Origin of the sequence: Streptomyces sp. NPDC058741, assembly GCF_042746715.1 — a bacterium.
In the GTDB taxonomy this organism is placed as follows: Bacteria; Actinomycetota; Actinomycetes; order Streptomycetales; family Streptomycetaceae; genus Streptomyces.
Window position 1 is genome coordinate 1 of record NZ_JBHYQH010000034.1, and the last position, 12,719, is coordinate 12,719.

General features: G+C 73.4%; 7 protein-coding genes. All 7 read left to right on the forward strand.

The features are described 5' to 3' along the window. Positions 1-156 precede the first annotated feature (156 nt). The 7 genes from ACFW6P_RS23775 to ACFW6P_RS23805 all read left to right on the forward strand — a co-directional run bounded on the left by ACFW6P_RS23775 (position 157) and on the right by ACFW6P_RS23805 (position 12,695). Positions 157-747, forward strand: a complete 591-nt coding sequence (locus ACFW6P_RS23775; protein WP_386424692.1) for a small secreted protein — start codon at positions 157-159, stop codon at positions 745-747. A 163-nt stretch (positions 748-910) separates the two neighbouring features. Next, complete coding sequence (locus ACFW6P_RS23780) at positions 911-2,494, forward strand: methyltransferase (protein ID WP_386424695.1); 1,584 nt, start codon at positions 911-913, stop codon at positions 2,492-2,494. Between the two features lie 360 nt (positions 2,495-2,854). Continuing rightward, positions 2,855-3,052, forward strand: a complete 198-nt coding sequence (locus ACFW6P_RS23785; protein ID WP_386358761.1) for a hypothetical protein — start codon at positions 2,855-2,857, stop codon at positions 3,050-3,052. Positions 3,053-3,298: 246 nt separating this feature from the next. Further along, complete coding sequence (gene topA, locus ACFW6P_RS23790) at positions 3,299-6,175, forward strand: type I DNA topoisomerase (RefSeq protein WP_386424697.1); 2,877 nt, start codon at positions 3,299-3,301, stop codon at positions 6,173-6,175. A gap of 155 nt (positions 6,176-6,330) precedes the next feature. Beyond that, entirely contained in the window at positions 6,331-9,543 is a 3,213-nt protein-coding gene (gene tmk, locus ACFW6P_RS23795; protein WP_386424700.1) for a dTMP kinase, read from the forward strand. A 199-nt stretch (positions 9,544-9,742) separates the two neighbouring features. Further along, positions 9,743-10,948: a DNA polymerase III subunit delta' gene (locus ACFW6P_RS23800; protein WP_386358767.1), complete on the forward strand. Its 1,206-nt coding sequence runs from the start codon at positions 9,743-9,745 to the stop codon at positions 10,946-10,948. Positions 10,949-11,054: 106 nt separating this feature from the next. Then, positions 11,055-12,695 (forward strand): alpha/beta hydrolase, encoded by a 1,641-nt coding sequence (locus ACFW6P_RS23805; RefSeq protein WP_386358768.1) that lies wholly within the window; start codon positions 11,055-11,057, stop codon positions 12,693-12,695. The last annotated feature ends 24 nt before the right edge of the window (positions 12,696-12,719 follow it).

Genomic DNA, 12,719 nt, shown 5'->3' on the forward strand with positions numbered 1-12,719 from the left:
GCGCGTATGGACGCGCCGCCCGCCCGCACCGCTGTGGGGACGCCGTCTCATCGTGAGCCTTCTCTCGCTTGGTGCAAGAAGTAACGAAAGGGTCTTAATGGACGTCCGGCGTGCGGGTGGGGTGCATCCGGCGTGTATGTTCCGGGGCCGAGAGCCATGGAAGGGACCAAACCGGTGAACAAGAAGCTCGCGGCCGCACTGTCCGGCGGTGCGGTACTGGTACTGGCGCTGTCGGGCTGCGGCGGTGACGACGACAACGAGAAGCTGGACTCCTGGGCCAAGCAGGTCTGCGACGCCGTGCAGCCGCAGGCCAAGAAGATCGAGTCGGCCAATGCCGCGATCCAGAAGGTGACCTCGGACAACAGCACGCCGGAGGACGTCCAGAAGACGGACGCGAAGGCCTTCCAGGACATGTCCGACGCCTACAAGGCGATCGGCGGAGCGGTGACCAAGGCCGGGGCACCGGACGTCGAGGACGGCGAGAAGAAGCAGAAGGACGCGGTCAAGGAGCTCAACTCGATCTCCGCGTCGTACGCCGACCTCAAGAAGCAGGTGGACGACCTCGACACCAAGGAACAGGGCAAGTTCGCCGACGGCCTCAAGGACATCGCCACCGAGCTGGACAAGCTGAGCCAGAGTGGCAACGACGCGCTGGCGAACCTGGAGGAGGGCGAGGTCGGCCAGGCCATGGCCCGCCAGCCGAGCTGCAAGGCGGCCACGCAGTCCGCGGGGGCCACGCAGAGCTGAGCGCCGCCGTGACCCGGGCGACAGCCGCCACCCGTCGAGGACGGTGCGGCGGCCGAGCCGTGTGGGACGGCTCAGGCGAGGGCCGGATGAGGCGGGAGCGGGGAACGCGCGCGTGCGGGAGCCGGTCCGGCGGCACACAGGGTCAGGACCACGGACGCCGGGCATGCGCGCGTGCGGGAGCCGGTCCGGCGGCCACAATGGGGGCGTGAGTAACGCCAGCCAGTCACCCCTGCCCCCGCTGCCCGCCTCCGACCGCCCCGATGTCGCCGCCCGGCTCAGGAAGGCCCTGCTCGCCGCCTCCTTCACCGCCGACGGACTGCTCGACCTGCTCGGGGCCGGCGCGTACGCCGCGCTGGCCCGGAGCGAGACCGTGCCCGCGCTCCGGGCGACCCGCGGGGACACGCCGTTGGAGATGCTCGTCCGGCTGTTCCTGCTGCAGCAGCCCGTGCCGCACGCGCGCGTGGCGGAGGTCCTGCCGGCCGACGCGTGCCTGGAGAGCGGGTGGCTGACCCGTTCCGCGCAGGACGAGCTCGCCGCGACGGTGGACGTGCGGCCCTACGGCGGGCCGGGCGGCGAGGACTGGTACATCGTGTCGGACCTGGGCTGCGCGGTCGGAGGCGCGGGCGGGATCGGCCGGCGCCACGAGGGAGTCGTCCTCGGCGTGGGCGGCGCCTCCACGACCCTGGCCGGCATCACCGTCCGCACGCCCGCCGCCACCGTGCTCGACCTCGGCACCGGCTCCGGCATCCAGGCGCTGCACGCCACGCTGCACGCCACGCACGTGACGGCCACCGACCTCAACCCGCGCGCCCTGCACATCACCGCCCTGACGCTGGCGCTGTCCGGAGCCCCGGCAGCCGAGCTGCGCGAGGGCTCCCTCTTCGAGCCGGTCCGGGCCGGCGAGACGTACGACCTGATCGTCTCCAACCCGCCGTTCGTGATCTCGCCCGGTGCCCGGCTCACCTACCGAGACGGCGGGATGGGCGGGGACGATCTGTGCCGCACACTCGTTCAGGAGGCGGGGGAGCGGCTGAACGAGGGCGGGTTCGCGCAGTTCCTCGCCAACTGGCAGCACGTGGAAGGGGAGGACTGGCAGGACAGGCTCAGGTCATGGGTGCCCCGGGGCTGCGACGCGTGGATCGTGCAGCGCGAGGTGCAGGACGTTCATCAGTACGCCGAGCTGTGGCTGCGGGACGCGGGCGACCACCGCGAGGACGTGGCGGAGTACCAGACTCGGTACGACGCATGGCTCGACGAGTTCGAGGCGCGCAAGGTGAGGGCCGTCGGCTTCGGCTGGATCACCCTGCGCAGGACGGGTGCCGCCGTGCCCTCCGTCACCGTGGAGGCATGGCCGCATCCGGTCGAGCAGCCGCTCGGGGAGACGATCCGGAAGCACTTCGACCGGCTCGACTACCTGCGGGCGCACGACGACGCCGCCCTGCTCGAGGGACACTTCCGGCTGGCCGCCGAGATCGTGCAGGAGCAGGTCGGGCTGCCCGGCGCGGAGGACCCCGAGCATGTCGTGCTGCGCCAGAACCGCGGCATGCGCCGGGCCACCCGGGTGGACACCGTGGGCGCGGGCTTCGCCGGGGTGTGCGACGGAACGATGAGCGCGGGCCGCATCCTCGACGCCATCGCCCAGCTGGTCGGCGAGGACCCGGTGCTGCTGCGCGACCGTACCCCTGCACAGATCCGGATGCTGGTGGAGCAGGGCTTCCTGGAGCCGGCCGACCGAAGCCGACGATGAGGGCCCTCGGCTCGGCTCCGCCCGCGACGCCGCTCACCGGCCCGCGCACGGTTGTCGCAAGGAGGCCACGGGCAGAGGTGTCCAGGGGCAGAGGGGTCCACGGGCAGAGGGGATCTACGGGCAGAGGGGATCTACGGGCAGGGGGGATCTACGGGTTCGCGAAGGTGCCCGCGGGACGTCGGCCAATAATTTCGAGTCGTTTTGGACACCTCGTCCGGAACGGGCCGCGAGGGCGGCACGTCCTTGATCCACTGACGTGGCGGCCCGGCGTTCACCCGGGGTTCGCCTGCCCGCCGCCCGCGCGTGTCAGCCTCCCGGGGCTGGGCATGGGCGGGTGGAGGAAGAGGGGCGCGGGGCGTCATGGAGAGCGGACCGGCGATCTTCGCGGGAGCGGTGTTCTCCCTGTTCGGGGGCGGGCTGCTGGCCTGGACCGTGACGCGCGTGCGGCAGGACCGGCCGGTCGCCGAGGGTGTCAGCCCGGTCGCGTCGGCGACCGTCGCGAGCGTGATCGCGGTGCTCGCCCTGGTGGTCGGAACCTGGTGCTTCACGCGCCTCTGAGGCGGGAAGCGGCGACGCTCCGGAACGTGACCGGGGGGTCGCGCTCCGCGAGAGGGGCGGAGTGCGCCGGGCACTCCGGGCGGCAGGAACGGTGGTAGTCGGGTTACCGTTCGAGTGGCCGTTGCGGGCTTTTCCCGTTTGACACGGGGGCGGGCTGTACCGTCACACTCCGCAGCGTCACCACGACCCAGCCCCGGAACAGCGACCCCGGGGAGGACCCAGCGTCGACCGGAGAGAAGAGCGAAGTTGTCCCCGACCAGCGAGACCGCGAAGGGCGGCCGCCGACTCGTCATCGTCGAGTCGCCTGCCAAGGCGAAGACGATCAAGGGCTATCTCGGCCCCGGATACACCGTCGAGGCGAGCGTCGGGCACATCCGCGACCTTCCCAACGGCGCCGCGGAGGTGCCTGAGAAGTACACCGGCGAAGTCCGCCGCCTCGGTGTGGACGTCGACCATGACTTCCAGCCGATCTATGTGGTCAACGCCGACAAGAAGGCGCAGGTCAAGAAGCTCAAGGACCTACTGAAGGACTCCGACGAGCTCTTCCTCGCCACCGATGAGGACCGCGAGGGCGAGGCCATCGCCTGGCACCTGCAGGAAGTCCTCAAGCCCAAGGTCCCGGTCAAGCGGATGGTCTTCCACGAGATCACCAAGGCCGCGATCCAGGCCGCCGTGGCCAACCCGCGCCAGCTCAACCAGAAGCTCGTCGACGCCCAGGAGACCCGCCGCATCCTCGACCGCCTCTACGGCTACGAGGTCTCGCCGGTCCTGTGGAAGAAGGTCATGCCGCGGCTGTCCGCGGGCCGTGTCCAGTCGGTCGCCACCCGTCTCGTGGTCGAGCGGGAACGCGAGCGAATCGCCTTCCGTTCCGCTGAGTACTGGGACCTGACGGGCACCTTCGCGACCGGCCGCGCCGGAGACCGGTCTGACCCGTCGTCGCTGGTCGCGCGCCTGCAGACCGTCGACGGCAGGCGGGTCGCGCAGGGCCGCGACTTCGACTCCCTGGGACAGCTGAAGAGCGCGAACACCCTCCACCTCGACGAGGCGAACGCCCGCGCCCTGGCCGCCGCCCTGGAGCAGACGCGGTTCGCCGTCCGCTCCGTCGAGTCCAAGCCCTACCGGCGCTCGCCGTACGCCCCGTTCCGTACGACGACGCTGCAGCAGGAGGCCAGCCGCAAGCTCGGCTTCGGCGCGAAGGCCACGATGCAGGTCGCGCAGAAGCTGTACGAGAACGGCTACATCACGTACATGCGTACGGACTCCACGACCCTGAGCGACACGGCGGTCTCCGCCGCCCGCGCCCAGGTCACGCAGCTGTACGGCGCGGACTACCTGCCGCCGCAGCCGAGGACGTACGCCGGGAAGGTCAAGAACGCGCAGGAGGCCCACGAGGCGATCCGCCCCTCGGGTGATCGTTTCCGCACTCCCGCCGAGACCGGGCTGACCGGCGACCAGTTCAAGCTGTACGAGCTGATCTGGAAGCGGACCGTCGCCTCCCAGATGAAGGACGCCACCGGCAACAGCGTCACGGTGAAGATCGGCGGCACCGCGGCCGACGGCCGGGACGTCGAGTTCAGCGCCTCCGGCAAGACGATCACCTTCCACGGCTTCCTGAAGGCCTACGTGGAGGGCGCCGACGACCCGAACGCCGAGCTCGACGACCGCGAGCGCCGGCTGCCGCAGGTCGCCGAGGGCGACGCGCTGTCGGCCGAGGAGATCACGGTCGACGGGCACGCCACCAAGCCCCCGGCCCGCTACACCGAGGCCTCCCTGGTCAAGGAGCTGGAAGAGCGCGAGATCGGCCGCCCGTCGACGTACGCGTCGATCATCGGCACGATCCTGGACCGCGGCTACGTGTTCAAGAAGGGCACGGCCCTGGTGCCGTCCTTCCTGTCCTTCGCCGTGGTCAACCTCCTGGAGAAGCACTTCGGGCGGCTCGTCGACTACGACTTCACCGCCAAGATGGAGGACGACCTCGACCGCATCGCCCGCGGCGAGGCCAAGGCCGTGCCGTGGCTGAAGCGCTTCTACTTCGGCGAGGCCAACGGCATCGGCGGCGCGGCGGAGGCGGGCAACGGCGACGGGGACCACCTAGGCGGCCTCAAGGAGCTGGTGACGGACCTGGGCGCGATCGACGCGCGCGAGGTCTCGTCGTTCCCGGTGGGCAACGGCATCGTGCTGCGGGTCGGGCGCTACGGCCCGTACATCGAGCGCGGCGAGAAGGACACCGACCAGCACCAGCGCGCCGACATCCCCGAGGACCTGGCGCCCGACGAGCTGTCCGTGGAGCTGGCCGAGGAGCTGCTGGCCAAGCCCAGCGGCGACTTCGAGCTCGGCACGGACCCGGCCACCGGCCACACCATCGTCGCCAAGGACGGCCGCTACGGCCCGTACGTGACGGAGGTCCTGCCCGAGGGCACACCGAAGACGGGCAAGAACGCGGTCAAGCCCCGCACGGCGTCCCTGTTCAAGTCGATGTCCCTGGACACGGTGACCCTGGACGACGCCCTGAGGCTGATGTCGCTGCCGCGGGTCGTCGGCACGGACGCCGAGGGCCAGGAGATCACCGCGCAGAACGGCCGCTACGGCCCGTACCTGAAGAAGGGGACGGACTCGCGGTCGCTGCAGTCCGAGGAGCAGCTCTTCACGATCACGTTGGAGGAGGCGCTGGCGATCTACTCCCAGCCCAAGCAGCGTGGCCGGGCCGCGGCCAAGCCGCCGCTGAAGGAGCTGGGCACCGACCCGGTCAGCGAGAAGCCGGTCGTGGTGAAGGACGGCCGCTTCGGCCCGTACGTCACCGACGGGGAGACGAACGCGACCCTGCGCTCCGGCGACAGCGTCGAGACCATCACCCCCGAGCGCGGCTACGAGCTGCTCGCCGAGAAGCGGGCCAAGGGCCCGGCGAAGAAGACCGCGAAGAAGGCGGTCAAGAAGGCCCCGGCGAAGAAGACGGCGACGGCCAAGAAGACCGCGGCGAAGAAGACCACGACCGCGAAGAAGACGACGGCGAAGAAGACCTCCGCCGCGAAGAAGACGGCCGCGCGGACGGCGGCCGCGGGGACGGCGGCCGCGGGGACGGCGGCCGCGGGGACGGCGACCGCCTCGAAGCCGGCGGAGGACTGAGCCCGTTCGGCTCCGGGGGACGCTTGCCTGCCCCCGGCGTTCTCCTCTTCACCCGGGTTTGGAAAGCGAACGCCCCGGCAACACTTCGGTGTCGGGGCGTGCGCATGTCAGCCCGGGCGCCCCGGGGTGACGGTGCCGCCCGATAGGCTGAACGCATGACGCGAGCCGAGCATCCAACGGCCCCTCAGCCGGCCCCCGACGACGCCCTGGTCGCGGACTCCCGCGAGCGTGCCGTCCGCGCCCTGCTGCGCCGACCGCAGCTGAAAAGGTTGTGGAGCGCACAGCTCGTGGGCGGTGTGGGGGACATCCTCGCCCTTCTCGTACTGGTCCTCCTCGCCCTGCAGGCGGCTGTCGCCGAGGGCGCGTTCGGGGGCGGGTACCGGGGCGTGGCGTTCGCAGTGACGACCGTTCTCGGGGTGCGCGTCCTCGCGACGCTCCTGTTCGGCGCCGTGCTCCTCGGCCCGCTCACGGCGCTCACCTCCAAGGACGGCCCGCTCGACCGCCGCTGGACCATGGTCGGCGCGGACGGGCTGCGTGCGGCGCTGCTCATCGTCGCGCCGCTGTGGATCGACTGGATGCCCGAGGACGCGCTGACCGTGCTCCTCGTCACCACCTTCGTGATGGGAGTCGCCGAGCGGTTCTGGACGGTGTGCCGGGAGAGCGCGGCCCCCGCGCTGCTGCCCGCCCCGCCCCCGGAGGGCGCGACGGTCCGCCCGCTCCCCGACCACATGGACGCCCTGCGCCGCCTGTCGCTGCGCACCGGCTTCGTCGCGATCCCCCTCGCCGCCGTGGTGCTGGTGGTCGCGTCCCTGTTCAACAACGTGCTGGGCGCCGGCATCGACTGGTTCGGCCAACACCAGGCGGCCCTCGCCTCCTACGTCGCGGCCGGGCTGTTCGCCGCGTCCCTGTCGGTGCTGACCTTCCTGGAGCTGCCCGGCACGCGCACCCCCCGCGCGCGCTCCCCGCTCGAGGGCCTGCGCCGCCCGAAGACCGGCACGGGCGCCGACAAGGGCCGCACCGGCGCCGTGACGCTGCTGGTGCTGGCGTGCGCCGCCGTCGCCACCGCGGTCTCGGCGGCCGTCGCCGTCGCCGTGCTGCACGCCCGGGACCTCGGCGGCGGGCCAGTGCTGTACGGCCTGTTCGCGGGTGCGCTCACCGGCGGTGTCGTCGTCGGCATACGGACCGCGCCCGCCCTGCTGCCGGCCCTGTCGCGGCGCCGGCTGCTCGCGCTGACGATCGCCTTCACGGGCGTCGCGCTGCTGGCCGCCGGGCTGGTCCCGGACGTCACGACCGTCCTGCTCATCCTGGCCCTGGCCGGTGTCGGCGCGGGCCTGTCCGCCAACATCGGGCACACCCTGCTCGACCAGGAGACCGAGGAGTACCGGCGGCCCCGCACGACGGAGCACCTGCACGCGGTCGTCCGCGTCTGCGTGGCGCTCGGCGCCGTGACCGCCCCGCTGGTCGCGGCCGCGATCGGACCGCACCGGCTGGAGAGCGGCAAGTTCGTCTTCGCGCACGGCGGCGCCGCGTTCACGCTGATGCTGGCCGGCGCCCTGCTGCTGCCGGTCGCCGCGCTGGTGCTGGCCAAGGTCGACGACCGCTCCGGCGTTCCGCTGCGGCAGGACCTCAAGGACGCGCTGCTGCGCGGCGACGACCCCGAGCAGGCACCCGCGGCCCACGGCTTCTTCATCGCCCTGGAGGGCGGCGACGGGGCCGGCAAGTCCACGCAGGCCGAGGCGCTCGCCGAGTGGATCCGCGGCAAGGGCCACGAGGTCGTGCTCACCCGCGAGCCGGGGGCCACGCCGGTGGGCAAGCGGCTGCGGTCCATCCTGCTCGACGTGTCGAGCGCGGGCCTGTCCCATCGCGCGGAGGCGCTGCTCTACGCGGCCGACCGTGCCGAGCACATCGACACCGTCGTGCGGCCCGCCCTGGAGCGGGGCGCCGTCGTCATCTCCGACCGCTACATCGACTCGTCCGTGGCCTACCAGGGCGCGGGCCGCGACCTGTCGCCCACCGAGATCGCCCGGATCAACCGCTGGGCGACGGACGGACTGGTTCCGCATCTGACCGTGCTGCTGGACGTCGCCCCGGAGACCGCGCGCGAGCGGTTCACAGAGGCGCCCGACCGGCTGGAGTCCGAGCCCGCCGAGTTCCACGCGCGCGTGCGGGCCGGTTTCCTCACCCTGGCGGCCGCCGACGCCGGACGTTACCTGGTGGTGGACGCCGGCCAGGAGCCGGAGGCCGTCACCACCGTCATCCGGCACCGGCTGGACCAGGTGCTGCCGCTGTCCGAGGCCGAGATCGAGGCCCGCGAGGAAGCCCGGCGGAAGGCCGAGGAGGAGGCCCGCCGCAAGGCCGAGGAAGAGGCCGCCCGCAGGGCCGAGGAGGAGCGCCTGGAGCGCGAGCGCCAGGAGCAGCTGGCCAAGCTGCGCGCCGAGGAGGAGGAGCGCAAGCGGCGCGAGCTGGAGGAGGCGCAGCGGCGCGAGGCCGAGCGGCAGGCGGAGGAGGCCCGGCGCCGGGCCGAGGAGGCGCGCCGGAAGGCCGAGGAGGAGCGGGCACGGCTTCTCGCCGAGGAGAAGGCCCGCGCCGAGGAGGAGGCCCGCCGCAAGGCCGAGGAGGAGCGGCGCCGTAAGCAGGCCGAGGAGGAGGCCCGGTTGCGGGCCGAGGCCGAGGCGCTCCGCCTGGAGAAGCAGCGCAAGGCCGAGGAGGCGCTGCTGCGGGCCGAGGAGGCACGGCGGCTCGCCGAGGCCGCCGCCGCGGCGGCGGAGGCCGGACCGAGGAACACCACCCCGCGGGGCGGCTCTCCCGGGGACGCCCCGGACCGCTCCGCGGACGAGACGACCGTGCTGCGCCCCGTCCGCGACGATGAACGTCGACAGCGGGAAGACCGCGGTGTTGACGCGGTAGGCGACGCCTCCGGCCACGACCGGGGCACCGGCGTGTCCGAGGCCGAGGTGACGGCCCGCCTGCCGAAACCGCCGGTGCCGGGCGCGGGCGACGAGACCGAGGTGCTGCCGCCGGTGCCCTCCGGGGCGGCGGACGAGACGGCGGTCCTGCCGCCCGTCCGCCCGGGAGACGCCGAGGACACGGCGGTCCTGCCGCCGGTGCGCGGTGACGGACCGGCGGACCGGGTGCCGCCCGGCTACTTCCGGGACGACGACCGGGCCTCCCCGGCCGGCGAGGACCGCACGCGGGAGCTGCCCCAGGTCGACGCCGACGGCGCACCGCGCCGCCGCCGGTCCGACTGGGCCGAGGAGACGCCGCTGGACGACCTGCCGTCCCTGGCGGACGAACTGCTCGGACCGCGCGACGACGACCCGGACGAGGGACGCGGACGCCGGGGCAGGGGCGGCCGGGGCCGCCGCTGAGACCCCCGGCACGCGAGCAGGCCTGACCGACGCGGGCCCGGACCGAACCGCGAACCGGTCCGGGCCCGCGGCCGTGGGCGTCGCGTGGTCCGCGGTGCCCGGACGGCCGCCCCGCGGTACCCGCCCGTCCGGCACTGTCAGTGCCCACCCGCACAATGGAACCCGCACCGCAGAACATGACGGAAGGGCGGCCTGACCCATGACCGTGTGGGACGACCTCGTCGGGCAGGAGAGGGTGAGCGCGCAGCTGGACGCCGCCGCCCGGGACGCCGACGCCCTGGTCACCGCGGCCGCCACCGCCACCCCGCCGCCCGAGGCGTCCAAGATGACGCACGCCTGGCTGTTCACGGGCCCGCCCGGCGCCGGGCGGAACCAGGCGGCGCGGGCGTTCGCGGCGGCCCTGCAGTGCGTCAGCCCGGACCGGGCCCTCGGCGGCGCCCCGGGCTGCGGCTTCTGCGACGGATGCCACACCGCGCTGGTGGGCACGCACGCCGACGTCACCACCGTCGCCGCGATCGGCTCCCAGATCCTCGCCGACGACATGCGCGACACCGTCCGCAAGTCGTTCACGTCGCCCGCGAACGGCCGCTGGCAGGTCATCCTCGTCGAGGACGCCGAGCGGCTGAACGAGAAGTCGGCCAACGCCGTCCTCAAGGCCGTGGAGGAGCCCGCCCCCCGCACGGTCTGGCTGCTGTGCGCCCCCTCCATCGAGGACGTGCTCCCGACCATCCGCTCCCGCTGCCGCCACCTGAACCTGAGCACGCCGTCGGTCGACGCCGTCGCCGACATGCTGGTGCGCCGCGAGGGCGTGGAGCCGGAGGTGGCCGCGGCGGCGGCCCGCGCGACCCAGGGCCATGTCGACCGGGCGCGCCGCCTGGCCACCGACCCGGCCGCGTACCAGCGCCGTGCCGCCGTGCTGCGGCTGCCGCTGCGCGTCGAGGACGTCGGTGGCGCGCTCAAGGCCGCCCAGGAGCTGGTCGACGCGGCCTCCGAGGACGCCAGGCAGCTCGCGGAGGAGACGGACGCCAAGGAGACCGAGGAACTGAAGGCCGCCCTCGGCGCCTCCCCGGGCGGCCGTATGCCGCGCGGCACGGCGGGCGTGATGAAGGATCTGGAGGACAAGCAGAAGCGCCGCAGGACGCGCACGCAGCGCGACAGCCTCGACCTCGCCCTGACCGACCTCACGGCCTTCTACCGCGATGTCCTCGCCCTGCAGCTCGGCTCCCGCGTGGCCATCGCCAACGGGGACGCGGAGGACGCCCTGGAGCGCCTCGCCCGCGGCAGCTCACCGGAGTCCACGCTCCGCCGCATCGAGGCGATCGCCGCCTGCCGTGACGCCCTCGACCGCAACGTGGCGCCGCTGCTCGCCGTGGAGGCCATGACCATGGCCCTCAGAGCCGGGTGAGCAGACGGGACGGCGGCACGGCGGCGCCGCATCGACGCCGGAACTCGTCCGAGGCACGCCCTGTACGCAGGGCTTCCAATCCATCGCGCAGAGTTACGCTCACTGGATGCACACAAGGCGCTCCCCCCGCACCGCCTCCGGCTCCGCCCCCCGCTCCGGTGGCCTCCACCGCAGGACACGGAGCACGGCCAGGACCGCGGCCGGCCTGCTCGCCGTGGCCGCGCTGCTCGTCTCCGCCTGCTCCTCCGGAAGTTCCACGACGTCCGCGGCCTCCGCCGCGCCGGGTGAGGAGGCGGCCCTGGCCGCGCTGCCACGGGCCACGCCCCCGGCACTCTCGTCGTACTACGCGCAGAAGCCGTCCTGGCGCGGCTGCGGCGTGCCGGGCTTCCAGTGCGCCACCGTCAAGGCACCGCTCGACTACGCCGAGCCGTCCGCCGGCGACGTGCGGCTCGCCGTCGCCCGCAAGAAGGCCACGGGCCCGGGCAAGCGGCTGGGCTCACTGCTGGTCAACCCGGGCGGGCCGGGCGGCTCCGCGATCGGCTACGTGCAGTCGTACGCCGGGATCGGCTACCCGGCCGAGGTGCGGGCCCGCTACGACATGGTGGCGGTCGACCCGCGCGGCGTGGCCCGCAGCGAGCCCGTCGAGTGTCTGGACGGGCCGGCGATGGACACGTACACGCAGACGGACACCACGCCCGACGACGCCGGGGAGACGGACGGTCTGACGGCGGCGTACCGGGCCTTCGCCGAGGGCTGCGGGGCCGACGCGCCCAAGCTGCTGCGGCACGTGTCCACCGTGGAGGCGGCCCGGGACATGGACATCGTCCGTGCGGTGCTCGGCGACGAGAAGCTGAACTTCGTCGGCGCCTCCTACGGCACGTTCCTCGGGGCGACGTACGCGGGGCTGTTCCCGGACCGGGCGGGCCGGCTGGTGCTGGACGGCGCGATGGACCCCTCGCTGCCCGCCCGGCGGCTGAACCTGGAGCAGACGGCGGGCTTCGAGACGGCGTTCCGGTCGTTCGCGAAGGACTGCGTACGGCAGGCCGGCTGCCCGCTGGGCGGCAAGGGCACCCCGCCCGAGAAGGTCGGCGCGAACCTCAAGGCGTTCTTCGACAGGCTCGACGCGCGCCCCGTGCCCACCGGGGACCGCGACGGCCGCAGGCTCACGGAGTCGCTGGCCACGACCGGCGTGATCGCGGCCATGTACGACGAGGGCGCCTGGGAGCAACTGCGCGAGGCGCTGACGTCCGCGATGAAGGAGAACGACGGCTCCGGTCTCCTGGTCCTCTCCGACAGCTACTACGAGCGGGACGCGGACGGCGCGTACAGCAACCTGATGTTCGCCAACGCGGCCGTGAACTGCCTGGACCTGCCGCCCGCCTTCGACACCCCCGACGAGGTGCGCAGGGCGCTGCCCCAGTTCGAGAAGGCGTCGCCGGTCTTCGGCGAGGGCCTGGCGTGGGCGTCCCTGAACTGTGCGTACTGGCCCGTGGGGGCCACGGGCGAGCCGCACCGCATCGAGGCGAAGGGCGCGGCGCCCATCGTGGTCGTCGGCACCACCCGCGACCCGGCCACCCCCTACCGCTGGGCCCGGGCCCTGGCCGGCCAGCTCTCCTCGGCCCGGCTCCTCACCTACGAGGGCGACGGCCACACGGCCTACGGCCGGGGCAGCTCCTGCATCGACCGCACGATCAACGCCTACCTCGTCCGCGGCACCCCTCCACAGGACGGAAAGCGCTGCTCGTAGCCGGTCCGCCCGGCCCCGGAGGGA